This window comes from Sphingobium xanthum, from assembly GCF_019737615.1.
In the GTDB taxonomy this organism is placed as follows: domain Bacteria; phylum Pseudomonadota; class Alphaproteobacteria; order Sphingomonadales; family Sphingomonadaceae; genus Sphingobium; species Sphingobium xanthum.
The window spans coordinates 1-24357 of the sequence record NZ_JAHKKS010000002.1 but is presented as its reverse complement, the minus strand read 5'-3'; the positions used below and the strand labels follow the sequence as shown (position 1 = coordinate 24357).

Genomic DNA, 24357 nt, shown 5'->3' with positions numbered 1-24357 from the left:
ATGCGTCATAAAATGATGTGTCAAGGAAAATGATTGTACTTTTATTACAATCAATGAAGATATTTCGTCATTTCATGCCTCGCTGGTGCGTTCCCGGGAGCCGTGCAGTAGCGTCAGATCGCCCAGACTCCGGATCTGATCCGGCTCGACCTTGATCCAGTCGCGCTGGCGATTGCGCGCCCATGTCGTCTGCCGCTTTTGGTAGGCACGGGTCGCCGCGAGGATGGCCGTTTCCGCCTCCGCCAGGGTCGATCTGCCCGCCAGCAGCTCTCCCAGCTCATGGACGCCGAGTGCGCGCATGACCGGGCGATCGGGCGGCAGGTGCCGCGCGACGAGGGTGGCGACTTCTTCCAGCGCACCGCCCGCGAGCATCGCCTTCAGTCGCTGCGCCGCGCGTTCCCAGAGGATCGGGCGCGGCAGCATGATCACGGCGGCATGAACGGGCATCATGCCGGCGATGCCGCCCTCGCGCCGGGTCTGCCATTCGCCAAGCGGCGTGCCCGTCGAGCGAACGACTTCCAGCGCGCGGGCGACGCGGGTCGTGTCGGTCGGGTTCAGACGCGCGGCGGCGACCGGGTCCTCGACGCTGAGCGCTGCATGGCTTTGCGCGACCGGCAAGGCCCGCACCGCGGCGCGGATGGCCGGATCGATGTCGGGCACCGGCGCGAGACCATGGAGCAGCGTCTCGAAATAGAGGCCGGTGCCGCCGACGAGGATGGCCGGGCGGCCCAGCGCGTGGGCGGCGTCTATCTCGGCACGCGCTTCGGCCGCCCAGAGCGCGGCATTGTGGTTTTGTGCGCCATCGACATGGCCGAACAGGCGATGTGGCGCGCGCGCGGTCTCTTCCTTAGGCGGCCGGGCGGTGATCACGGTCAGATCGGCATAGACCTGGCTCGCATCGGCATTGATGATGATGCCGCCGGTCTGTTCTGCCAGCCGAAGCGCGACTGCGCTCTTGCCGCTGGCGGTCGGCCCGGCAATAAGCGCGACCGGCGGCCGCTCCGGGTCGCGTTCTTCGGGAATTGAGATGGCAGAAGGCAGGGACATGATCGCGACCTTAGTCGCGCATGACGGACTTGGGCAGGGGGACGTGAGCGCGGCGCGCGATGCGCTCGCATCGGCGGGGCTCGATGTCGGCGCTATCTCCTGGGTCGAGCCGGGCGAAGCCGCCGACCTGCCCTTTGCCGGTGACCGCGCGACGGCGCGCGCCGCGATCGAAGCCGCGGCGCCGACGGCTGACTTCTTCGTGTTGGAAGCCGCCAATCGCGACTGCCGCCTGTTCGTGGCCGACATGGATTCGACCATGATTACCGTCGAGTGCATCGACGAGCTGGCCGACTATGCGGGCCTCAAGGCGCAGATCGCCGAGGTGACCGAACGCGCCATGCGCGGCGAACTCGACTTTGCCGAGGCGCTGGCGAGCCGCGTGGCGCTGCTCAAGGGGCTGGCCGAGAGCGTGATCGAGCAATGCCGGACCGAGCGGGTCAAGCTCATGGGTGGCGCCAGGGAACTGGTGGGCACGCTCGGCGCACGCGGAGCGCGAACGATCCTCGTCTCGGGCGGGTTCATCCCGTTCGCGGTGCCGGTCGGTCGGGAAATCGGCTTCGACCTCCAGATCGCCAATGTGCTGCATGTCGCGGATGGGAAGCTGGCCGGCACGGTCGAGCAGCCGATCGTCGATGCTGCCCGCAAGCGCTCGGAACTGCTTGGCGCGATCGATGCGCTCCGCATCGCACCGGCACAGTCCATCGCGATCGGCGACGGCGCCAATGACATTCCGATGATCGAGGCGGCAGGCCTTGGGATCGCCTATCATGCCAAGCCGAAGACCCGCGCGGCGGCAGATGCGGCCATCGAGCGCGGCGATCTGAGCACCTTGCTGCACGCGCTCGGCATATCGCGGAGGGACTGGGCGGCCGCCTAGACCGTCCGCCGACGCTTTAGGGGCGAGGCTTACATTCCCTGAACGACGCAGGGCGTGCCGGTCTGCTTGATGCGCGAGCAGAGGCTTTGCGCATCGGCGCTCGTGGCCAGCGGGCCGACCAGCAGGCGCGTAAAGCCGTTCGTGACGACATAGCTGGGCTGGAAGGCGGAGAGACCGCTCACCCGGCCGCTGACGCTTTTCCACAGGGCCGGCGCGCGGCCTTGCTCGCGGAAAGCGCCGAGCTGGACACGGTAGCGGCCGGCAGTCACGGGTTTCGGCGAAGGTTTGGCGGCTGCGGGAGGCGGGGCTACCGGGACGGAAGGCGCCACGGGCGCCGTCGCGACCTGTACCGGCGGCGGCGTGCGATTTCGGCTCTTGCGCACCGGTGGCCGATCGGTGGGACCGTCGGTCGCGACGGCCGGTGTCTCGGCGGCGGCCGGTACGCGGCGCTGGGGTTCGGTCTGCGCCAACGCGGGCGAGGTTGGCGCACTGCCATTGCCAATCGCGGAGGCAAGCGCGAGCCCCTCGCGTCTCTGTGCTTCGGAAATATGCTGATCCATGAGCGCCAGGCTGCTCTTGGCCTGCGCGACGCCAGCTTGGGAAGCGCGCGTCATCAGAGCATAAGCGCGGACCCAGTCGCGCGGCGCGAGATCGCCGTTGAACAGCGCGGTCGCATAGACATATTGTGCGCGCGGGTCGCCACGATCGGCCGATGATTTGATGTAGGGCATGGATTCTTCTCGCCGTCCCTGCTGGAACAGCATCAGCCCGAGATTGTCGGCGGCCTTTTCATGGCCTTGATCGGCCGCCTTGCGGAACCATTCCAGCGCGACCGGCAGGTCCACCGGGACTCCGCGACCGAGCTTGTAGGCCTGGCCGAGGTTGAATTGTGCATCCGAATTACCGCTGATCGCGAGTGGGCGCCATTCGGCGACGGCACCCGCATAGTCGCCCTGATTCCAGGCATCCACGCCGGATTTGACGTCGGCAAATGCGGCGGTCGCGCTCAGCAGGCATGTGGCGATCGCGCCGGCCAAAAAGGGTCTCATGTCCACACTCCCCGGAGAATGCTGAAAATCGACCGGCTTCTAGTCCGTTCATGGTTAACGTCATCTTAGCATAGTCCCGGGCAGTTGAGCGCTCTGACGAGCGCGCACTTAACCAAATCTTAGGGCGCGCCGTGTGATTTTCCGCATGAAGCGGACGATCGACCAGGGGAATAATGTGCGAATTTTGGCACTTGCGTCTCAAAAGGGCGGGTCGGGCAAGACGACCCTATCCGGCCACCTCGCCGTTCAGGCGCAGCGCGCCGGCGCGGGACCAGTTGTGCTCATCGACATCGATCCGCAAGGATCGCTGGCCGATTGGTGGAACGAACGGACGGAAGAATTCCCCGCTTTCGCCCAGACCACGGTGGCGCGCCTCGCCATCGATCTGGAGACATTGCGCCAGCAGGGCTTCAAACTCGCCGTCATCGACACGCCGCCCGCCATCACCATGGCGATCCAGAGCGTGATCGGCGTTGCCGAACTGATTGTGGTCCCGACTCGTCCCAGCCCGCATGATTTGCGCGCCGTCGGTGCGACGGTCGATCTGTGCGAACGCGCCGGCAAGCCGCTGCTCTTCGTCGTCAATGCCGCAACACCCAAGGCGCGCATCACGTCCGAGGCGGCCATTGCGCTCTCGCAGCACGGCACGGTTGCCCCCGTCACCATTCACCACCGCACCGATTTTGCCTCGTCGATGATCGACGGGCGCACGGTCATGGACTTCGATCCCAACGGCAAGTCCGCCAAGGAGATCGAGGCGATCTGGGCGTATATCGCGGATCGGCTCGAACGGAATTTCCGCCGCACGGTCTTCTCGCCCGGCCATGCCGCCGTGGTGGCCCGTCAGCAGCAGGGCGGTTTTGGCAGAAGGGTTGTGAGCTGATGAGCGGATCGGAACATCCCGTGCCCGAGGCGCGTCCCGCCGCTTCGCTGACCGCGAGCCTGCTCGCCCGCCGTGGCGCCGCGCGCCCGGCGATGCGTCGCCAGCCGATGGGCAATCTCGCCGTTCTCCCGATCACCGAGGATCTGGGCTGGAACGACATGGGCGAGGACGCGCAGTCCGCGGCATATGGCGCGCCGGAGCCGGAGGAAACCCCGGCCGTCTCGCCGATCAACCAGCAGATCCAGGCGCTGGCCGAACGCATCAACGCCAGGCCGACGCGCGAGACGAGGCGTCCCGCCACGTTGACCGGTGATGCGCGCAAGGCCGCCTTCACGCTGCGGATCGACGCTGACCGTCATTTGCGCCTTCGCTTGCTGAGCGCCGTCACCAACCGTTCGGCCCAGCAGCTTCTCATCGAGGCACTCGATGCCCTCATCGCCCGGAACGACCAGCTCAAGGACCTCGCGGAGCGGGCCGTCGACGGAAACATCACCGCGGACATGAAATGGGGTTCATGATCATGCAGAAGCAGAAACTCTCGATACTGATGGCCTCGGCGGCCATATTGGGCTCGTCCATGGTCGGCTGCAGCGGCGCGAGCCTCGACCGCCGGCCGGCGCTCAGCGCGCAGAACGCGCCGTCGCTTGCACCGCGTGTCGAGAAGGCGCTGGCGGGCAAGGACTTTGCAAGCGCGCTGATGCAGGCCGAGCAACTGGTCGAGGCCAAGCCGAACGATCCGGCCTATCGCGCGCTGCTGGGCCGGGCCTATCTCGCCAATGGCCGCTATGCCTCTGCACGCACTGCCTTCTCCGACGCGGTGACGCTCGGAAATCGGGACGTGCGCACGATCGTCAGCCTTGCGCTCGCCGAGACCGGCCTCGGCAATGCCGAGGGTGCGCGGACTCTGCTGGCCTCGCATATCTCCGATCTTCCGGCGGCCGACTATGGCCTCGCCATGACCATGGCGGGTGACCCGAAGGAAGGCGTGCGCGCGCTCCTCGAAGCGGTCAAGCAGCCTGAAGCAACGGCGCAGACGCGCCAGAATCTCGCTTATGCGCTGGCGCTCGCCGGTGCCTGGGGCCAGGCGCGCCTGGTCGCGGGCCAGGATCTCGCGGCGCGGGAAGCGGAACAGCGCATCGGTCAATGGTCGATCGCCGCTCAGAAGGGTGACGAGCAGCGCGTCGCGGCCTTGCTCGGCGTGTCACCGCGCGGGGACGATAGCGGCCTGCCGGTGCGCCTTGCGCTCGGTGGTGCAGGCAGTGCGCCGGTGCAGACGGCTTCGAGCGATCTGATCGGCGAAGCGCGGCAGGATGTTGCGCTGGCAGCGGCGGAAACCTCTCCGGCACCCGCCGATGCCGTCGCCGAGGTTTCACCGCAAGCTATGCCGGCCAAGCCGGACAGCTTTGCCGTCGCGATGACTTTCGATGCCGCCCGCACCAGCGAGGCGCCGCTCATCCGCGCATCCAGCGATCCGATGCGTCAGGCTGTGCGCGCCGCCTTCAAGCGCAGCGCCGCCGATGATGCGCAGACCCTGATCAACCGCACCGGCATGAGCCGCATCGCCAAGCTGACGGCGCCGGCCGCCGATGCCGAGGCGAGCGACTGGGTGATCCAGCTCGGCGCCTTCGACAATGCGGCGATTGCCAAGGAGAAGTGGGCGCGGATCAGCCGTGGCCGCACTGGCCTCGGCGAGTTCAACCAGATTCACAGTGAGTTCTCGCTGAACGGACGGGCGTTCCATCGTCTTGCGATCCGCGGTTTCGCCGATCACGGTTCGGCCAACGCGCTTTGCAAGTCGCTGCGCGCCGAGGGGCAGGCATGTTTCGTGCGCCTCGACGACACCGACAGCACGCGCATGGCCCGGTCTCAGGCCAAGGGCGGTGTGCAGAGCGCGTCGCGCACGGTCAAGGCGCCGGTCAAGCAGGTCGCCTCGCGCTGAGGCGGTCGGCCGCGTCGATCAGCGGATCACGCCGCCCTTCATGATCATCCGCGCCCGTCCCTGAACGGGCAGCTTGTCGAACGGCGTGTTGCCGGCGGCGGCGGCCATCTTGTTCGAATCGACGATCCACGGGACGTCGGGGTCGATCAGGATGAGGTCCGCCGGGGCGCCGGGCGTGAGCTGGCCGGCATCGAGACCGAGCAGCTTCGCCGGATTGGCAGCGAGCAGCGCCATCATGCGGGTTTCAGAAACGCGCTTGTCCCGCACGAGATTGAGGGACAGCGGTAGCAAGGTTTCGGCGCCGGCGATCCCCGGTTCGGCATCGGCGAAGGGCAGGCGCTTGTCCTCCGGCCCGCGCGGATCATGGCCCGAGCAGAGCACGTCCACCGTCCCGTCCGCCACGGCCTCGATCGCTGCCAGACGATCGCGCTCGTCGCGCAGTGGGGGCGAAAGACGCGCAAATGTGCGGAAATCGCTGACGGCAGCGTCATTGAGGAAGAGATAGGACGGGCTGACGCCACAAGTGACAGCGAGCCCTTCAGCCTTGGCCGCGCGGATCAGCGCGAAACCGGCGGCGGTTGTCACAAAGCGGAAATGGATGCGCGCACCGGCCTCGCGGGCGAGCGCAATATCGCGTGTGATGGCGATGGCTTCGGCGCAGGCGGGGGCGCTCGGCAGACCGAGACGCGAGGCTGTCTCGCCGTCGGTGGCGACGGCGCCATTGGCGAGGCCGCCATCCTCCGCATGCGTGACGACGACCAGATTGAGCGAGGCAGCATAGCGCAGGACGCGGAGCATGACGCCCGAATCGGCGATCCAGCGGCGTCCCGTGGCGATGGCGCGCGCGCCCGCCGCCTTCATCAATGCCATCTCGGCAAGCTCGGCGCCGTCAAGGCCGCGCGTGGCAGCCCCCAGCGGATGCACCCAGAAGTCCGGCTTGCCGGCGCGGGCAGCATGCTGGACGAGGCCCGGATCATCCAGCACAGGCGACTGATCGGGCATCAAAGCCGCGCGCGTGATGCCCGAGAAGTGGAACGCCGGCTTGTCCGTCTTGAACACGCCGAGATCGATGATGCCGGGCGCGACGAGCATGCCCCTGGCATCCACGATTTCGGCGGCCTCCGGGAAATCGGCCTGACCGACCGCTTCGATCCTGTCGCCATGGACCAGGACGATGCCCTCGCTCAGCGCCTCGGCGGCGGGATCGCAGAGGCGCCCGTTGACGATCGCGATCATGCCCATCCCGGCACTCCCCGCTGGCGGCGCGTCAGCACGTCGAGGCAGGCCATGCGCACGGCGACCCCCATCTCGACCTGCTCGGTGATGGCCGATCGATCCTTGTCGTCCGCGACGCCACTCAGGATCTCGACACCGCGGTTCATCGGGCCGGGGTGCATCACGATCGCGTCGTCCTTGGCGCGCTTGAGTCGCTCCGGGGTCAGGCCGTAGAGCAGGCTGAACTCGCGCGCGGAAGGGATGAAGCCGCCGTCCATGCGTTCGTTTTGCAGGCGGAGCATCATCACCACATCGGCGCCGTCCAGCGCCTGGTTGAAATCCGTGAACGGCATCACGCGGTAGCGCTCGACAGCAGGCGGCATCAGGGTTGCAGGCGCGCAGACGCGGACCTGCGCCCCGAGCGCGGTCAGGCAGAGCATGTTCGAGCGCGCCACGCGGCTGTGGAGGATGTCGCCGCAGATGGTAACAACCAGCCCCTCGAACCCGCCCTTGCGGCGACGAATCGTGAAGGCATCGAGGAGGGCCTGCGTCGGATGCTCGTGCCGACCGTCTCCCGCATTGAGAACCGGGCAATCGACCTTGTCGGCGATGAGCTGGACGGCGCCCGAACTCATGTGGCGGATGACCATCACGTCAGCGCGCATGGAATTCAGCGTCACCGCCGTGTCGATCAGCGTTTCGCCCTTTTTCACGCTGGACTGGGCGGCATGCATGTTGACCACGTCGGCACCCAGCCGCTTGCCCGCAACCTCGAAGGACAGCAACGTTCGCGTGCTCGCCTCGAAGAAGGCGTTCATCTGCGTGAGGCCGGCGAGGCGGTCGTCATGCTTGCGGGCTTCGGACCGGTTGAGCGCGGCCCAGATCTCGGCCTCATCGAGGAGAAAGCGGATCTCGTGCGGTGCGAGATTGGCGATTCCCAATAGATGCCGATGCGGAAAATTGTCGCGGCCAACAAGGCCGGTCGCGGGGGAGGGTGACAATGTCATTAAAGGCCCCCGATAGAGCGCGCCACGCAAAGACTCAAGGGCGGATGACGCGCTCAATCGGGAATCTGCGAACGACGAATATCCGCGTCAGAATTTCTGCTCCCGCGACTGGATGTCGCGGTAATGAGTCAAGCGCGTCTGACGGAGGCCATGCACGCCAAACCGGTTCACGGCGCGCTCCCAGCCGGCATATTCCTCGATCGTCATGTTGTAGCGCTGGAGCGTTTCCTCCAGCGTGAGGAGCCCGCCATGTACGGCAGCGACGACTTCCGCTTTTCGGATCGGCAGCCAGTGTTGATAGTCGGGAGGCGGAAGTTGATCCAGGGTCAGTTGCTGGCCGAGCGGCCCGATGACCCATGACGGACGGTGATTGCCCGTTCCGGGATCGGCCTTGGCCACTTTGGCCATCTCGTCTTTGAAATTATGCCTCCCCATTTGCCTAAAACGAACGCCGGCGGATTTGGTGCCCGGCTGGGAAGAATTTTTTCGTCCTATGCCTCAGACCATCGTCAGCCCGTCGATTGCGCCCTGCAGGATGAGCGCGGCGGCGTGAGCGTCGATCTTCTCGGCGCGCTTCGCCCGGCTCATGTCCTGCGCGATCATCGCGCGCTCGGCCGCGACGGTGGACCAGCGCTCATCCCAGAGCAGGACCGGCAGGCCGAGCACGGCGATGTTGCGGGCGAAGGCGCGGCTCGCCTGGCTGCGCGGGCTTTCGCTACCGTTCATGTTGAGCGGCAGGCCGATGACAAGACCCTTGACCGATTGCTGCTGGATGAAGGCGGCGAGCGCATCCTTGTCCTTCGTGAACTTACCGCGCTTGTGCGTGTGCGCCGGGCTGGCAATGCTCCAGCCGGCATCGCAAAGGGCAAGGCCGATCGTATGACTGCCGACATCCATGCCGAGCAGGCGGCCGCCGGTGGCTAGAGCCTGCGCGAAAGCGGCCTTGTCGAGCGTGATCAATCCGGCTTCTGCCATGCCGCCACTCGCCGCTGCGCATCCGCTCGGACATTCGCCCAGAAGAGCGGATAGTCATAGACGTGATAATTGTTGCCGGGCAGGACGGCGGCGCCGAGCTTCACTTGCCGGTCCAGCATGAGATAGCCGCGCCCTTCGCAGCGCGCTCCGGCTCCGCCCGGCGGCGAGAGCAGGGTCGAGGCCGGTTCGCCATCGCCGACCAGCATGCCTAGATTGGCATCGGCCGGTGCGTCGGGCGCCACGCCGCCGTTCATCGGATTGGTGCAGAGCATCGCAGACCCCTTGCGCGAGCGCCCGTCGAAACCCCGCTCGCGATCGAACACCTCGTCCACGGCCGAAGGGTCGGCCGGCGCGGCAAAGCTCTGCCAGCTCAGCAGGCATCCGGTCTGATCGGCCGCCGTGCAGGCCTTGATGCCCATCGCGGGCAAATCATGCTGGATCGAGACCGGCCAGCCCACCGCATAGGCTGCGACAAGACGGCGATGAAGCGCGGCGTTTCCGCGTTCCTCGCGCAGCAGGCGGATCAGATGCTTGCTGCCCTGGCTGTGGGCGGCGAGAATCACCGGACCATTCGGATTGGCCGCGAGAAAGGCGGCGAAGGCCGTCTTGACGTCCCCATAAGCCCGCTCGAGCGCCAGCGCCGCATCGGCCTTGTCGGTAAGGAAGGCGCCGAACACGGCCTGACGGTAACGCGGCACCCAGATCTTGCCGGCTGCCGAGAAGGCGCTGGCCTGCATGCGGATGAAGCGTTCCGCCTGTAGCGCTGCCGTCACGTCGCCAATCGGGGCATTCCAGTGCAGCGTGTCGAACGAGCTGGTCGGATGGACGAAGAAGATCGCCGCATTGCCGGGCTGGGCAGGCGCTTTCGCCGTCGGGGGGAGCCAGCGTGCCGGATCGGTCCGCCGCTCGTCCGGGCGGCTGATCCAGCCATCCGCATGCTCATAGAAGCCGGTGGGGAGGGGGGCAGGCTCGGAAAAGCCGATGCGGGGCACCAGCGCGCCCTGCATCAGCCGGGCGCCGAAGAAGGAGAAGGCGATCATCGCGGCTATCGCAAGAGCAATGAGGATCGCGACGGCATACAGGAATTTGCGAGCCAAACGGGCACGACTCCATCTCTTGAACGGGTCGAGCGCTCATGCCCGGTTGGCGCGGCGCAGGCAAGCGAGCCGCAGATTTGCCTCCGGGCGCGATCATGTTAGGTCTCTGCTCGAATACCGGGGAGGAGAACGACCCAATGGCAAGCGCGCCGCAGACCGTCGAGACCGAATGGCCGCTGCGCACCTGGGTGCTGGCGATCCTGGCCGCGCTGTTTGCGCTCGCCATTCAGCAGCTCGGCGCGTTGCAGGACAACGGATCGGAATGGGGACCGCGCATGGTCGCCGCCGCCATCGTCTTCCTCGGTTCGAGCGGCCTTGCGTTCGGTCTGGCCTGGCAGCGCGGGCGACTGATCGGTGCGATCGCGATCGCGCTCATCTGCGGCCTGATCGGCGGCGGAGTCCTGCTTTGGAACGGTACGCCGGAGGGATTGTTCAAGGGCTCGGACGGCTGGCATCTCTTCTGCGGGCTGATCGCTTCGGGCTTTCTGCTGACCTTGTTCCAGGCCGCGCAGAGCTGGGGAGCGGGGCCGCCGGTGCGCTGGTCGCCGTTGGGCCTGAACGGCTGGCGGCGCGAGGCGATCCACTATGCCGACGTCCACGACCAGCTCTGGACCAACGTCCTGACGGTCGGGCTGAGCGGGGCCTTTGCCGGGCTGGCCTTCGGCCTCGCGCACTTGCTGGCCGAGATGTTCTGGCTGGTGAAGCTGGGTTTCCTGCGGGAGCTGCTTCGCAAGGACTGGTTCAATGCGCTGCTGCTCGGCGCGGCCTTTGGCGGGGCGATCGGCATGCTGCGGGATCGTGGCGCGATCATCTCGCTGCTTCAGCGTGTCGCGATGATCGTCCTGCGCGTGCTGGCGCCGGTGCTGGCGGTCGGCGTGCTGATCTTTCTGGTGGCGCTGCCGTTTACAGGGCTCGCGCCTTTGTGGGACACCGGCGGGACAACGCCGATCATGCTCGTCGGCGCGATGCTGGCGCTCTTCCTCGCCAATGCCGTGGTCAGCGATACGCCGAAGGACGAATCGCGCTCGATCGTGCTGAGCTCGAGCGCCGCCGCGCTTGGCCTCTTCCTCGTGCCGATGGTCGGGATCGCGGCCTTCTCGTCGGGGCTGCGCATCCAGCAATATGGCCTCAGCCCCGATCGGTTGTGGGCGCTCATCTTCATCGTCGTCGCCAGCATCACTGCCATTGCCTATGCCGTGGCGATCCTGGGCACGCGCGGATGGTTTGCCCGATTGCGGCGGACCAATCTCCATCTCGTGTACGTGCTCTGCGGGATCACGCTGCTGCTCTCGACGCCGTTGGTCAGCATCGAGCGGATCGCGACGGCGCATCAGCTCGCGCGGCTGGCGGGCGGGCAGGTGTCTGCCGAGGCGTTCGACTATCGCGGCCTCTGGTTCGACTTCGGTCCACCGGGTCGAGCGGCCATCGAGCGGCTGGCGGCGCATTCCTCCGACAGGCGGATCAAGGGCTATGCGGCCGCGGTGCGCAAGCTGGAGAACCGGTGGGACGATCCGCCCAATGCCGGCACCACCGAGACGGGCGTCGCTCTGGAAAAGCGCCTGACCATGCTGCCCGCGCCGTTTCCCCTCGACCAAGCGACGCGCGCGCGTCTGGTCAAGTATGACGCTTGCAACAACTACACCGGCGTGCCCTGTGTCGTGCGCTTCGTACCCGGACAGGACTACATGGTCGTCTATGCCGGCCCGTCGCCGAAATGCGACCGCTGCAAGGGGCAGATCAGCCTGATCATGCGCGATGCCAAGGGCGGCTGGTCGGATGACAGCTTCTATGTCGGCCGTGATGATGAGATCGACGCGCAAGTCGCGGCGATTCGCGAGGGGAGGGTGGAGATGCGCCCGGTCCAGCAACGGCAGTTGTTCCTTGGCGGCAAGGCAGTGGGCAATCCGATGCCGCCGGCACCGGCGGGCGCCTCGCCCACCCAAGGAAATCCTCCTCCGAAGCGCTAAGGCATATCACATTATCCTGCGGTCGCATTTGGCCGCGAGTCTGTCAGGCTGAGAATGGCAGTTTTCCGTGTTTCGGGTATCTAGATACCGCAAAAGGTCACACCAAGGTCACACTATCGCGCATGTTCTCCCGCTCGGGCGCCGGTGGCGCGGGGAGGGATTTTCGGACCTGAGAAAGAGCTCGATCCGGGATGCCATGGATGGGGAAATGTAGGACAGCGGTTTTTTGGAGCGCCGGGCGGCTTTTCCTCGCGGACGGACTGTCAATGCGGTCTGAGGCGATTGCCGCTGCCTACGACGCTTGAAGCGTGCCGGAGGCGGTGCTAGCGCGCCTGCCATGAGCGTAGACCTGACAACCGTGAAGCGCGTCGCCAGCCTGGCGCGACTTGCCGTGACCGAAGCCGAGGCGGAGGCCCTGGTGCCCGAACTCAACGGAATCCTCGACTGGGTGGAGCAACTGGGCGAAGTGGACGTGACCGGCGTCGAGCCGATGACTGCCGTCATTCCCAACACGCTGCGCCTGCGCGACGACGTCGTGACCGACGGCGATGTGCGCGACAAGGTGCTGGCCAATGCGCCGCAGGCCGAGCATGGCTTCTTCGCCGTGCCGAAGGTGATCGAATGAGGACCGAACTGACTGATCTGACAGTTGCGGAAATCCGCGACGGATTCCGGGCGGGTGATTTCTCGGCGCGGGAAGTGGCTGAGGCGTTCAATGCCAATGTCGCGGCAGCCAAGGCGCTGAATGCCTTCATCGTCGAAACGCCCGAGCATGCACTGGCGGCCGCGGATCAGGCCGACAAGGACAAGGCGGCCGGGACGCTCAAACCGCTCTCCGGCGTGCCGATCGGCATGAAGGACCTGTTCTGCACCAATGGCGTGCAGACGACGGCAGCGAGCCACATGCTGGAAGGCTTCAAGCCGACCTACGAGTCCACCGTTTCGCAGAAGCTGTGGGATGCGGGCGCGGGCATGCTCGGCAAGCTCAATCTGGATCAGTTCGCCATGGGTTCGTCCAACGAGACCAGCTATTTCGGCAATGTGATCTCGCCCTGGCGCAGCAAGAATGGCGGGAATGCGCCGCTGGCGCCCGGTGGCTCCTCGGGCGGCAGCTCGGCGGCGATCGCGGCGCGGCTCTGCCCGGCGGCGACCGGCACCGACACGGGCGGCTCGATCCGCCAGCCCGCGGCCTTCACCGGCATTTCCGGCATCAAGCCGACCTATGGCCGCTGCTCGCGCTGGGGCATCATCGCCTTTGCCAGCTCGCTCGATCAGGCCGGCCCGATGGCCCGCACGGTCCAGGACTGCGCAATCATGCTCGAGAATATGGCGGGCTTCGACGCTAGGGATTCGACCTCGCTCGACCTCGCCGTGCCGCAGTGGGAAGCGGGGCTTTCCGCCGATCTCAAGGGCAAGAAGGTCGGCATTCCCAGGGAATATCGCGTCGATGGCCTGGACGCCGATGTCGCGCGGGTCTGGGACGACGGCATTGCCTGGCTCAAAGATGCGGGCGCGGAGATCGTCGAGGTCTCGCTGCCGCACAGCAAATATGCGCTGCCGGCCTATTACATCATCGCCCCGGCGGAAGCCTCGTCCAATCTCGCCCGCTATGACGGCGTGCGCTACGGCCTGCGCGACCTGCCGGACGGCGCGAACCTGCAGGACATGTATGCCGCGACGCGCGCAGCCGGCTTCGGACCCGAGGTCAAGCGCCGCATCATCATCGGCACCTATGTGCTCTCGGCGGGCTTCTACGACGCCTATTATACGCAGGCCCAGAAGGTGCGGACGCTGATTGCGCGCGACTTCGCGACGGCGTTCGAAAGCTGCGACGTGATCCTCGCGCCGACAGCGCCGAGCGCCGCGTTCGCGCTGGGTGACAAGACGGCCGATCCGCTGGCCATGTATCTGAACGATGTGTTCGCGGTGCCTGCCTCGCTGGCCGGGCTGCCGGCCATGTCGGTGCCCGGCGGGCTGAGCAAGGACGGGCTGCCGCTCGGCCTGCAGATCATCGGGCCGGCGTTCGATGAGCAGTCGGTGCTGAATGCGGGTCTGGCAATCGAGCAGCGGGCTGGCTTTACGGCGCGTGCGGAGAAGTGGTGGTGAAATGGGATTAACATCTGCCAGTGATTGGATCGCTTGGGCGGGTATAGTTATACCCTTGGCAGCTTTAGCTTGGTCTGCAGTATTTTACACTCTGGCTCGCCGTCGCGAGGTGTCTCATCAGGAGTACCAGCGACTTTCGGAAGTCATGCGAAATTTGGGAGATCATCAAGCTAGCGTCACTCAAAAAATGGCTGCAGCTTTCGAACTTAGGAAATATCCCGAATATGCACCTGTGATCATCACAGTCTGCGAGAATACCAAACTGACCGGCGATCGAGATTACGTTGATATGTTTCGAGCTGAGTTGGATAAGACGGCTGACTATTTGAGAGCCAAACTATGACTGAATCGACTTATCGCATTGCAGGCGCAACCGGTGACTGGGAGGTCGTGATCGGCCTCGAAGTGCATGCGCAGGTGACATCGCAGGCCAAGCTCTTCTCGGGGGCGGCGACGGCCTTCGGTGCCGAACCCAATACACAGGTGAGTCTCGTCGATGCGGCGATGCCCGGCATGCTGCCGGTGCCGAACAGGGAGTGCATCCGTCAGGCGGTGCGCACGGGCATGGCGATCAATGCGCGGATCAACAAATGGTCGCGGTTCGATCGCAAGAATTACTTCTATGCCGATCTGCCGCAGGGCTATCAGATTTCCCAGCTTTATCATCCGCTTGTCGGCGAAGGGTCGCTGGCGATCGAGGCGGACGAGAAGGCCGGCATTGCCGAGGAGAAGGTCATCGGCATCGAGCGCATCCATGTCGAGCAGGATGCCGGCAAGCTGATGCATGACCAGCATCCGACGCGCTCCTATGTCGATCTCAATCGCTCGGGCGTGGCGCTGATGGAAATCGTCAGCCGGCCGGACATGCGCTCGCCCGCCGAAGCCGGCGCCTATCTGCGCAAGCTGCGGGCGATCCTGCGCTATGTCGGCTCGTGCGACGGCAATATGGAAGAAGGCTCGATGCGCGCCGACGTCAATGTCTCGGTGCGCAAGCCGGGCGACGAGTTCGGCACTCGAACCGAGACCAAGAACGTGAACTCGGTCCGGTTCGTCATGCAGGCGATCGAATATGAGGCGCAGCGCCAGGTCGATGTGCTGGAAGGCGGCGGCCGGATCGTCCAGGAAACGCGGCTGTTCAATCCCGACACGGGCACGACGCGCTCGATGCGCTCCAAGGAAGATGCGCATGATTATCGCTACTTCCCGGACCCCGACCTGCTCCCTTTGGAGCTGGACGACACGTTCCTCGACGCATGCCGCGCGTCGTTGCCCGAACTGCCGGACGCCAAGCGCGCGCGCTATGAGGGCTTGGGCATCACTGAATATAACGCTGCCGTGCTGACCGCCGAGGTCGAGACGGCGCGCTGGTTCGACGCGCTGCTTGAAGCTGGCGCCAAGCCGCAGCAAGCCTCCAATTGGGTCTCCTCCGAACTGTTCGGGGCGCTCAATCGTCTCGGCAAGAGCATCGAGGACTCGCCCGTCGCGCCTGCGCAGGCGGCCGAGCTGCTCGCGCTCGTCGCGGACGGCACGATTTCCGGCACCATCTCCAAGCAGGTCTTTGAGATCATGCTGGAAACCGGCGATGCGCCCGGCAAGATCGTCGAGGAAAAGGGCCTCAAGCAGACGTCCGATACCGGCACGATCGAGGCGGTGATCGCCAAGGTGCTCGCCGACAATGGCGACAAGGTCGAGCAGTATAAGGGCGGCAAGGAAGCCCTGTTCGGCTTCTTCGTCGGTCAGACGATGAAGGCGATGCAGGGCAAGGCCAATCCGCAGATCGTCAACGAACTGCTGAAGAAGGCGCTGGGCTGAATCCCCACACCCCTAGTCCGGCGGTGGCGGCACTTCACCTGGCCCTTTCCCGGGCTCATCGATATTGGGCTTATCGGGGATGATCTCCGGCGGCTCCTGATACGGTTGCTCGGGTGCGGGTTCTAGTGGCGGCGTCTCCGGCGGCGATTGCGGCTCGATGGTGTCGGGCGGCGGGATATCGGGTTGGCTGGCCATCATGTCCTTCCTTTCGGAAGTGAACGACGAGCGACGCGGATTGTTCCGCGTTGACGCGAACGGACCGCGCGGCGATCTGCCCCGGGAATCTGACCTCCCGACTTGCCGTCAGTCCAAGCATCCCGCATGAATGCTGCGCTGCACAGTATTTTCACGAATCGTTGTCACGGATGCTGACCGGCCATTTGATGGCGTCAATTGAGGTGGGTGCATGGGACTTCTCGACAAGATCAAGTGGCATCTCAGATTTTGGCGCGACACCAGAAAATTGAGCAGTGTCTCTCGCCAGGTCCTGAAGGAGCGGCTGACTTATCTTGCCATTCCCAAGTTCGAACGGCTCGAAAACGCCCTCAAGGAAACGCAGCATCTGAAGGGCGACCTGATCGAGTTCGGAATCGCGCTCGGCGGCTCGGCAATCGTCATGGCGCAGGCCGCTAAGCCCGACCGCCGTTTTATCGGTTTCGATGTCTTCGCGATGATCCCCGAGCCGACGTCCGACAAGGACGACGAGAAGTCGAAGAAGCGCTACGAGACCATCAAATCGGGCAAGTCCAGCGGGATCGATGGCGATACATATTATGGCTATCAGGAAGACTTGTACGGGATCGTCTCGGCATCCTTCGCCAAATATGGCGTGCCGGTTGATGGCGACAGGATCCAGCTGATCAAGGGACTCTTCGAGGATACCTGGCCGACGACCGACATCGAGTCGATCGCGATCGCGCATCTCGATTGCGACTGGTACGATCCCGTCAAATATTGCCTGGCAGTCTGCGCCGACAAGATGTTGCCGGGCGGTCAGATCATCATCGACGATTACCATGCCTATGGCGGCTGCCGGACGGCGGTCGATGAGTTCCTTGCCGAGCGCAAGGACTATCGGATGGAGCCTGGGCGCAACCCGATTCTCCACAAGCTATAGGGTCTTTTCGCGTGCTTCTCCGGGTGAAGCGGAGCGCGTGTCGATCTGATCCGGCGCAATGCCCAGCCAGCCTTGCCCTTTGAGCGCTCTTGCACTATGCCGCGCCGACCGGCGACCGATGCGGGCGTGGCGAAACTGGTAGACGCGCCAGATTTAGGTTCTGGTATCGCAAGATGTGGGGGTTCGAGTCCCTTCGCCCGCACCAGTTTGCGCGGCACTCGCCCCGTTCGGTCCCACGAGATTTGGCTTAGCTTGGAAAGCGTTGAGTTAGAGATATGCAGATTGTCGAGACATTGAACGAGGGCCTGAAGCGCGCCTATACGCTGACTGTTACGGCCAAGGATATTGACGCGCGCGTCGACGAGGAAGTGAAGACCATCGCGCCGCAAGTGCGCATGCCCGGCTTCCGCCCCGGCAAGGTGCCCGCGAATCTCGTGCGCAAGATGCACGGCGCATCGCTGCAGCGCGAAGCGCTCGACAAGTCGGTGCGCGACGGCGTCGAGAAGCTGATTTCCGAGAACAAGCTCCGTCCGGCGATGCAGCCGACCGTCGAGCTGACCGAGGATTATGAGGAAGGCAAGGACGCCGAGGTCAAGGTGACGCTCGAGATCCTGCCGGTGGTTCCGACCCCGAGCATCGACGGCCTGAAGCTGGAGCGCCTGACTGTCGAAGTGACCGACGCGCAGGTCGACGAAGCTGTCGAGCGCATCGCGTCGCAGAGCCAGCGTTATGAGGATGCACCCAAGACGGCCAAGGCGAAGACCGGCGACCAGGTCGTCATGGACTTCACCGGCAAGGTCGATGGCGTCGCGTTCGAAGGCGGCACCGGGACCGGCATGGCCGTTGCCATCGGCTCGGGCAATCTGATCCCCGGTTTCGAGGAGCAGCTCGTCGGCGTGAAGGCTGGCGACGAGAAGACGATCAACGTCACCTTCCCGAAGGACTATGGCGCCGCCAATCTGGCCGGCAAGGACGCGACGTTCGATCTCGTCATCACCGCTGTGAAGCATCCGAGCGACAAGCCGGCGGACGACGAGTTCGCCAAGCAGCTTGGTCTCGAGAGCATCGAGAAACTGCGCGAACTGCTCAAGGGGCAGATCGAGCAGGAGCATAATGGCCTGACGCGCACGTTCATGAAGCGTCGCCTGCTCGACCAGCTTGCCGCCGGTCATGACTTCGAGGTGCCTCCCGGCATGGTCGAGGCCGAGTTCGGCCAGATCTGGTCGCAGCTCGAGCATGAAGCGAGCCACGAGGAAGATCCCGAGGCCGCGCTGGCCGAGATGGAGAAGGAACGCGACGATTATCGCAAGATCGCGGAGCGCCGCGTGCGCCTCGGCCTGCTCCTGTCCGAGATCGGCCAGGCCAATGGCGTGGAGATCAGCCAGATCGAGATGAACCGACTGATCGCCCAGGCCGCACAGCAATATGCGCCGCAGGACCGCGAGCGTTTCGTCCAGTATGTCCAGAACGAGCCGATGGCTGCCGCGCAGCTTCGCGCGCCGCTCTATGAGGACAAGGTCGTCGACTATCTGTTCGAGAAGGCCGAGATCACCGATCGCGTCGTCGAGCGCGCCGATCTCGAAGCCGCGATCGAGAGCGAAGACAGCGATCTGCACGTTCACGGCCCGGGCTGTGGCCATGATCATCACGATCATGATCACAAGCCGGCGAAGAAGGCGGCCGCCAAGAAGCCAGCTGCCAAGGCTGAAGCGAAGGCCGAAGAGCCTGCTGCCGAGGCGAAGGCACCGGCCAAGAAGGCTGCTGCCAAGAAGGCCGCCGAGCCCAAGGCAGAGTCGACCGAGGCCGCTGAAGCGCCTGCCAAGAAGCCTGCGGCCAAGAAGAAGACCGCCAAGGCTGAAGGCTGACAAGCCCTTCTATGGTGAATGCGCCTCCCTCCGGCCGGCCAGCCTTGCCGGAGGGGCTGCGTGTCGCCGTTCTGTTGCCCTGCTATAACGAAGCCACCGCGATCGGGCGGACGGTCGAGGAATTCGCGCAGGCCTTGCCCGGCGCCACCGTCTATGTCTTCGATAACAACAGCTCGGACGGCAGCGATGCCGTCGCGCTGGCCGCAGGCGCGCAGGTGCGGCGCGTGCGTCAGCAGGGCAAGGGGCATGTGGTGCGCCGCATGTTCGCGGACGTCGATGCCGACATTTATGTGATGGCCGATGGCGACGCGACCTATGAGGCGGCGGCTGCGCCGATGCTGATCGAAGGCATGCTGGCCGACAATCTCGACATGGTCGTCGGCGCGCGCAGATCGGAAGTGGAGGCGGCCTATCGGCGCGGGCATCGCCTGGGCAACCGATTGCTGACGGGGCTTTTGCGTCAACTTTTCGGCCGCAGCTTCACGGATATTCTCTCGGGCTACCGCGTCTTTTCGCGCAGGTTCGTGAAGAGCTTTCCGGTGTTGTCCGCCGGCTTCGAGATCGAGACCGAGATGTCGGTCCACGCGCTCGAGCTGCGCATGCCGGTCGGAGAGATGATGACGGCCTATGCCGCGCGGCCGGAAGGGTCGCACAGCAAGCTCAGCACGTTTCGCGATGGCTGGCGGATTCTCCGGATGATGATCCAGCTCTATCGCGTCGAGCGGCCGCTCTGGTTCTTCGGCTTCATCGCGGGTCTGCTGACGATTCTCGGCGTGATCCTGGGTATTCCGGTCGTGCTGACCTTTGTGGAGACGGGCCTCGTGCCGCGCTTTCCAACGGTCATCGCGATTGTCGGCCTCGGTATTCTCGCCGCGCTTAACGTCATGACCGGCCTCATCCTCGACACGGTCACGCGCGGACGTCAGGAAATGAAGCGGCTCGCCTATCTCGCGCATCCGGCCCCTGTCACCTGATCCTTTCCGAACAGGGTGAACGGGCTTTCCCTGCCGGGCAAAGGCAGGCAAAGCTCGCACGGAGCGCAGCGAAGCGCTCCCGGGAGGCTCTCGTGACGCTAGAAGCGGCCAGGCCAAAGCATCGCTACGTCGCGCTGGATAGCTTGCGCGGCGTCTGTGCCTGCATGGTCGTGCTGCTGCATTGCGTGACGCAGGGCGCGATCAGCGGATCGCCGGTCGTGCAGAATGCCTTCCTGTTCGTGGATTTCTTCTTCGTGCTGTCCGGCTTCGTGATCGGATCGAGCTATGGCACGCGCCTTGCCAGCGGCGAGGTTTCCGTGCCGCTGTTCATGGGCCTGCGGCTCGGTCGCATCTATCCGCTGCATCTGGTCATGCTGATGGCTTTTGCGGCATTCGAGTTGATGATAGCCCTGTTCCTCTCAAACCTGGTGGATCGCCCGCCTTTTTCCGGGCCATCCTCGGTCGAGACGCTCGTCCAGTCGCTGTTCCTCGTGCAGATTTTCTTCGGGCCGGATGCGCTGAGCTGGAACGTGCCGAGCTGGTCCATCGCGGCCGAAATCTGGAGCTATCTCGTCTTTGCGCTGCTGCTTCGCTACGCGGCGCGCCGGCTCGTGCCGATCTGCCTGCTCATCGCGCTCGCGGCGCCCGTTTATCTGGCGCTCATCGGCGATCGGTACATGAATGTCTTCCATGATGGTGCCTTCGTGCGGTGCCTGTTCGGTTTTGCGCTCGGGATGGTGGGCTGGCGCTGCGCGTCGCGGGTAGAGGCGCTGCACCTGCCGCGCTGGGCGGACACGGCGGCGGAATGTGCCATCGTCCTTGCGACAATCCTGTTCGTCGGCCTGATCGGCCCAGCACCGGCTTCGCTCGCCGCGCCCTTGTTGTTCCTGGCCGCTGTGCTGATCTTCGCCCGTGAGCGGGGCGCCGTCAGCAAGCTGCTGCGGTTCGCGCCGTTCGTGCTGATCGGCACGTTGTCGTACTCCATCTACATGATCCACTATTTCCTGCTGCTCCGCTTCATGAATGGGCTGACCCTGGCGGAGAAGGCGAGCGGCATCGATCTGGTGGGGGAGGGCGGGCATATCATCGTGGGCGGTCCGCTTCTGGGCGACGCGATGTCGATGCTGTTCCTCGCGCTGGTCATCGCGGTCTCCTATGTCAGCTACAGGCTGATTGAACTGCCCGGCCAGAAAGCTGTCCGTAACCTCCTTCGCGCTAGGTCTTCCACCTCCCTGCTGACGGCGCCCGGAGCACCTTGAAGTTCGCCGCCAAACGTCCGATGTAGGCACCCGCAACGGCCATCAACGAAAGAACATCATGACCGACCTTCCTTTCGATCCGCTCGGCGCTCTCGTTCCCATCGTCATTGAACAGTCGAACCGGGGCGAGCGCAGCTTTGATATCTATTCGCGCCTTCTGCGCGAGCGGATCATCTTCCTGACCGGCCCGGTCGAGGATCACATGGCCTCGCTCATCTGCGCGCAGCTGCTCTTCCTCGAGTCCGAGAACCCGAAGAAGGACATCTGGATGTACATTAATTCGCCCGGCGGCGTGGTGACGGCCGGCATGGCGATCCATGATACGATGAAATATATCCGTCCCAGGGTCGGCACGGTGTGCATCGGCCAGGCCGCATCCATGGGCAGCTTCCTGCTGACCGCCGGCGAGAAGGGCATGCGCTTCGCGACCACCAATGCGCGCATCATGATCCACCAGCCCTCGGGCGGCGCGCAGGGCATGGCGTCCGACATCGAGATCCAGGCCAAGGAAATCCTGCGCATCAAGCGGCGCCTGAATGATCTCTACGTGAAATATACCGGGCAGCCGCTCGAAAAGGTCGAGGCCGCGATGGACCGGGACACGTTCCTTGAAGCCGAAGAAGCGCTGGCGTTCGGCCTGATCGACAAGGTCTATGATCAGCGCGAGGGCATGCCCGAAGAAGCGACGCCGCTCTGAGCTTATCGATCCTGAAGCCGGCGAGCGTGATCTCTCCCGCCCGCCGGCTTTTTCGTGCCCGCTAACCAGGGAAATGCGCCGCATCGCTTCGGCGCAGGCGTTGCGATCAGGTGATGGTTTACGACGTTGCAAAATGATGACGGCGCGCCCATCTCTTCGCCTGTGACAGGCAAAAGGCCCATGGCAACGCCAAATTTACGCAAATCGGGTACGGTTTCGCCACTTGTCGTGTGGCAAGAACCCGGTTTAGGATGACGCTGGGGCCAAGCAGCCCGGATGGAGTGATGCAGAGTTGCTCGCCGGGCCAAGGAAGGCATTGAATGACGAAACTCACAGGATCGGACTCGAAGAGCACTTTGTACTGCTCGTTCTGCGGTAAATCGCAGCATGAGGTGCGCAAGCTCATTGCCGGGCCGACCGTTTTCATCTGCGACGAGTGCGTCGAGCTGTGCAACGACATCATCCGCGAGGAGACCAAGGGTGGCCTCGTCGGACGCAAGGACGGCAGCACGCCGACTCCGCAGGCGATCTGCGATGTTCTGAATGATTATGTGATCGGCCAGAAGCGCGCCAAGCGTGTACTCTCGGTTGCCGTGCATAATCACTACAAGCGCCTGGATCATGGCGGCAAGGCGGGCGACGTCGAGCTGGCCAAGTCCAACATCCTGCTCGTAGGCCCGACCGGCTGCGGCAAGACGCTGCTCGCCCAAACGCTTGCCAAGACCTTCGATGTGCCCTTCACCATGGCGGACGCGACGACGCTGACCGAAGCCGGCTATGTCGGCGAGGACGTCGAGAACATCATCCTCAAGCTGCTGCAGGCCTCCGACTATAATGTCGAGAAGGCGCAGCGCGGGATCGTCTATATCGACGAGATCGACAAGATCAGCCGCAAGGCCGAGAATCCCTCGATCACGCGCGACGTGTCGGGCGAGGGCGTGCAGCAGGCGCTGCTGAAGCTCATGGAGGGTACTACGGCCTCCGTGCCGCCTCAGGGCGGCCGCAAGCACCCGCAGCAGGAATTCCTGCAGGTGGACACGACCAACATCCTGTTCATCTGCGGCGGCGCCTTTGCCGGCCTGGAGAAGATCATCGGCGACCGCCTCGAAGGCAAGTCGATCGGCTTCGGCGCGCATGTCGCCGCGCCGGAGGAGCGCCGCACGGGTGAACTGCTCCGGCAGAGCGAGCCGGAGGATCTCCTCAAGTTCGGCCTGATCCCCGAGTTCGTGGGCCGTCTGCCGGTCATTGCCACGCTCGAGGATCTCGATATCGCGGCGCTGGTGCAGATCCTGTCCGAGCCCAAGAACGCTCTGGTGAAGCAGTATCGCAAGCTGTTCGAGCTGGAAGATGTCGATCTGACCTTTACCGACGAAGCGCTGACAGCGATTGCCCAGCGGGCGATCGAGCGGAAGACCGGTGCGCGTGGCCTGCGTTCCATCATCGAGGCGATCCTGCTCGATACGATGTTCGATCTGCCGACGATGGAAGGGGTGACCGAGGTCGTCGTGGACAAGGATGTGGTGGATGGCCGCAAGGATCCGGTTCGCGTCTTCGCCGAAACCAAGCGCAAGGCCGGCGACGCCGCCTGAGCGGTTCTCCGGCGAGCAAACATGGCATGAGCCGGCGTGGAGATGTCCACCGCCGGCTTTTTGTTGCCTGTGGTTCGTACTGGCTCCTGCCGGCACGACCGTGCGCCCATATCAAGGATCGAGTCGATCGCCCGCGCCGGACCTGCATGCCGCATAAAGGAAAAGTGGCTCCCCGGATCGACGAAGCTGAGAAATTCGAATTCGCGATTCCTTCACGCCAGAGTGCGCCCCGGTGACGAAAAGCGCAAACGTGATCGTGACCACACCGAAGCCCTACGCCTTGCTGACGAGCCACAGCTGACGCTGAGAGACCGAGCGGTTGCCCTCGCGCGTGAGTGTGCGATGAGGCTGCTCATCAAAGTCGGTCATGGAGTGTATCCTGCGTCTCGATCGCGATCAGCACCAATGGGAGCAAGGCGAAGGCGGGCTGATCCTGAGCTATGACGCGGTCGATCAGATACCTGGTGTTCCGGGCTTTGCCGAAGGCTGGGGCAGGTCCATCGTCCCTTGCCCCTATTGCGACGGCTTCGGAGTCGCCGGCCAACCTTGGGGCCTCGTCTGGTCCGGCCGCAGTCGATGAATCAAGTCAGGCTGTTCCACTATTGGACCGACACGTTGACGGTCCTGGCCGATGGTCACGACATTCCATCCGATGTCCGGGCCGATCTGGCCGCCGCAAGATATCTGTCGTCGAGGGTCGGATCGCCGGGATCGCCCGTCATGGGGACCATGGGGCCGTTGTCATGCTCGATACCGGGACTGTCAGATATTTTGTGCGCGAGGCCATAGAGATGGATAGGAAGGACCATCGATATGGCGATCGACAAGGCCATGCTGGACCAGCTTCTGGCTGGTCGTGATCCGCAGGATTTGTTCGCGAAG

General features: G+C 64.6%; 24 protein-coding genes and 1 tRNA gene. 17 read left to right on the top strand and 8 right to left on the bottom strand.

What is annotated here, in order from left to right:
- Positions 1-72 precede the first annotated feature (72 nt).
- Positions 73-1047 carry a tRNA (adenosine(37)-N6)-dimethylallyltransferase MiaA gene (gene miaA, locus KM135_RS03220; RefSeq protein WP_221712552.1) on the bottom strand — a complete coding sequence of 325 codons (975 nt, stop codon included), beginning with the start codon at positions 1045-1047 and terminating at the stop codon, positions 73-75.
- Here miaA and serB point away from each other — a divergent pair.
- Complete coding sequence (gene serB / locus KM135_RS03215) at positions 1046-1924, top strand: phosphoserine phosphatase SerB (RefSeq protein ID WP_246605721.1); 879 nt, start codon at positions 1046-1048, stop codon at positions 1922-1924. The two genes, miaA and serB, sit on opposite strands and share 2 nt — an antisense overlap.
- A gap of 29 nt (positions 1925-1953) precedes the next feature.
- Here serB and KM135_RS03210 read toward each other — a convergent pair whose 3' ends face one another.
- Complete coding sequence (locus KM135_RS03210) at positions 1954-2973, bottom strand: SPOR domain-containing protein (RefSeq protein ID WP_221712550.1); 1020 nt, start codon at positions 2971-2973, stop codon at positions 1954-1956.
- Positions 2974-3148: 175 nt separating this feature from the next.
- Here KM135_RS03210 and KM135_RS03205 point away from each other — a divergent pair, with 175 nt between their 5' ends.
- From KM135_RS03205 to KM135_RS03195, 3 genes are read left to right on the top strand one after another with little or no spacing between them, the layout of a single operon-like run.
- Positions 3149-3856, top strand: a complete 708-nt coding sequence (locus tag KM135_RS03205; protein WP_221713026.1) for an AAA family ATPase — start codon at positions 3149-3151, stop codon at positions 3854-3856.
- Complete coding sequence (locus KM135_RS03200) at positions 3856-4374, top strand: hypothetical protein (protein ID WP_246605719.1); 519 nt, start codon at positions 3856-3858, stop codon at positions 4372-4374. The genes KM135_RS03205 and KM135_RS03200 overlap by 1 nt, the downstream gene beginning before the upstream one ends.
- Positions 4375-4376: 2 nt before the next feature.
- Positions 4377-5795, top strand: coding sequence for an SPOR domain-containing protein (locus tag KM135_RS03195; RefSeq protein ID WP_221712549.1), 1419 nt, complete (start codon positions 4377-4379; stop codon positions 5793-5795).
- A gap of 18 nt (positions 5796-5813) precedes the next feature.
- Here the strand turns inward: KM135_RS03195 and KM135_RS03190 are convergent, their stop codons facing one another.
- The 5 genes from KM135_RS03190 to KM135_RS03170 form a co-directional block, all read right to left on the bottom strand.
- Entirely contained in the window at positions 5814-7037 is a 1224-nt protein-coding gene (locus KM135_RS03190) for a dihydroorotase (protein WP_221712548.1), read from the bottom strand.
- A complete protein-coding gene (locus tag KM135_RS03185; protein WP_221712547.1) occupies positions 7028-8017 on the bottom strand; it encodes an aspartate carbamoyltransferase catalytic subunit in 990 nt (329 codons plus the stop codon). Before KM135_RS03185 ends, KM135_RS03190 begins: the two co-directional genes overlap by 10 nt.
- An 87-nt stretch (positions 8018-8104) precedes the next feature.
- A complete protein-coding gene (gene sciP / locus KM135_RS03180) occupies positions 8105-8425 on the bottom strand; it encodes a CtrA inhibitor SciP (RefSeq protein WP_221712546.1) in 321 nt (106 codons plus the stop codon).
- Between the two features lie 90 nt (positions 8426-8515).
- Complete coding sequence (gene ruvX / locus KM135_RS03175; protein ID WP_221712545.1) at positions 8516-8992, bottom strand: Holliday junction resolvase RuvX; 477 nt, start codon at positions 8990-8992, stop codon at positions 8516-8518.
- Positions 8974-10089, bottom strand: coding sequence for a DUF3089 domain-containing protein (locus KM135_RS03170; protein ID WP_221712544.1), 1116 nt, complete (start codon positions 10087-10089; stop codon positions 8974-8976). The genes ruvX and KM135_RS03170 overlap by 19 nt, the downstream gene beginning before the upstream one ends.
- A 137-nt stretch (positions 10090-10226) precedes the next feature.
- Here KM135_RS03170 and KM135_RS03165 point away from each other — a divergent pair, with 137 nt between their 5' ends.
- The 5 genes from KM135_RS03165 (at position 10227) to gatB (ending at position 15974) form a co-directional block, all read left to right on the top strand.
- Positions 10227-12056, top strand: a complete 1830-nt coding sequence (locus KM135_RS03165; RefSeq protein WP_221712543.1) for a DUF4153 domain-containing protein — start codon at positions 10227-10229, stop codon at positions 12054-12056.
- A 337-nt stretch (positions 12057-12393) separates the two neighbouring features.
- On the top strand, positions 12394-12681 hold the full coding sequence (gene gatC / locus KM135_RS03160; protein WP_221712542.1) for an Asp-tRNA(Asn)/Glu-tRNA(Gln) amidotransferase subunit GatC: 288 nt from the start codon (positions 12394-12396) through the stop codon (positions 12679-12681).
- The gene (gene gatA, locus KM135_RS03155) at positions 12678-14162 is read left to right on the top strand and encodes an Asp-tRNA(Asn)/Glu-tRNA(Gln) amidotransferase subunit GatA (RefSeq protein WP_221712541.1); all 1485 of its coding nucleotides are present in this window, start codon (positions 12678-12680) and stop codon (positions 14160-14162) included. Before gatC ends, gatA begins: the two co-directional genes overlap by 4 nt.
- Before the next feature lies 1 nt (position 14163).
- Positions 14164-14505: a hypothetical protein gene (locus KM135_RS03150; RefSeq protein ID WP_221712540.1), complete on the top strand. Its 342-nt coding sequence runs from the start codon at positions 14164-14166 to the stop codon at positions 14503-14505.
- Entirely contained in the window at positions 14502-15974 is a 1473-nt protein-coding gene (gene gatB, locus KM135_RS03145) for an Asp-tRNA(Asn)/Glu-tRNA(Gln) amidotransferase subunit GatB (protein WP_221712539.1), read from the top strand. The genes KM135_RS03150 and gatB overlap by 4 nt, the downstream gene beginning before the upstream one ends.
- Before the next feature lie 12 nt (positions 15975-15986).
- On the opposite strand, the gene KM135_RS03140 is transcribed toward gatB, so the two are convergent.
- The gene (locus KM135_RS03140; RefSeq protein ID WP_425516992.1) at positions 15987-16172 is read right to left on the bottom strand and encodes a hypothetical protein; all 186 of its coding nucleotides are present in this window, start codon (positions 16170-16172) and stop codon (positions 15987-15989) included.
- Positions 16173-16437: 265 nt separating this feature from the next.
- Between KM135_RS03140 and KM135_RS03135 the strand changes: the two genes are divergently transcribed.
- The 8 genes from KM135_RS03135 (at position 16438) to KM135_RS03100 (ending at position 24055) form a co-directional block, all read left to right on the top strand.
- Entirely contained in the window at positions 16438-17091 is a 654-nt protein-coding gene (locus tag KM135_RS03135; protein WP_221712538.1) for a TylF/MycF/NovP-related O-methyltransferase, read from the top strand.
- Between the two features lie 120 nt (positions 17092-17211).
- Positions 17212-17296: transfer RNA gene (locus KM135_RS03130), tRNA-Leu, on the top strand.
- Positions 17297-17366: 70 nt separating this feature from the next.
- Positions 17367-18956 carry a trigger factor gene (gene tig / locus KM135_RS03125; protein WP_221712537.1) on the top strand — a complete coding sequence of 530 codons (1590 nt, stop codon included), beginning with the start codon at positions 17367-17369 and terminating at the stop codon, positions 18954-18956.
- Positions 18957-18967: 11 nt separating this feature from the next.
- On the top strand, positions 18968-19930 hold the full coding sequence (locus KM135_RS03120) for a glycosyltransferase family 2 protein (protein ID WP_221712536.1): 963 nt from the start codon (positions 18968-18970) through the stop codon (positions 19928-19930).
- Positions 19931-20022: 92 nt separating this feature from the next.
- Positions 20023-21189, top strand: a complete 1167-nt coding sequence (locus KM135_RS03115) for an acyltransferase family protein (RefSeq protein ID WP_343228137.1) — start codon at positions 20023-20025, stop codon at positions 21187-21189.
- Between the two features lie 58 nt (positions 21190-21247).
- Positions 21248-21886, top strand: a complete 639-nt coding sequence (gene clpP, locus KM135_RS03110) for an ATP-dependent Clp endopeptidase proteolytic subunit ClpP (protein WP_221712535.1) — start codon at positions 21248-21250, stop codon at positions 21884-21886.
- Between the two features lie 320 nt (positions 21887-22206).
- Positions 22207-23475 (top strand): ATP-dependent Clp protease ATP-binding subunit ClpX, encoded by a 1269-nt coding sequence (clpX, locus tag KM135_RS03105; RefSeq protein WP_221712534.1) that lies wholly within the window; start codon positions 22207-22209, stop codon positions 23473-23475.
- Positions 23476-23842: 367 nt separating this feature from the next.
- On the top strand, positions 23843-24055 hold the full coding sequence (locus KM135_RS03100; protein WP_221712533.1) for a hypothetical protein: 213 nt from the start codon (positions 23843-23845) through the stop codon (positions 24053-24055).
- Positions 24056-24357: the final 302 nt, after the last annotated feature.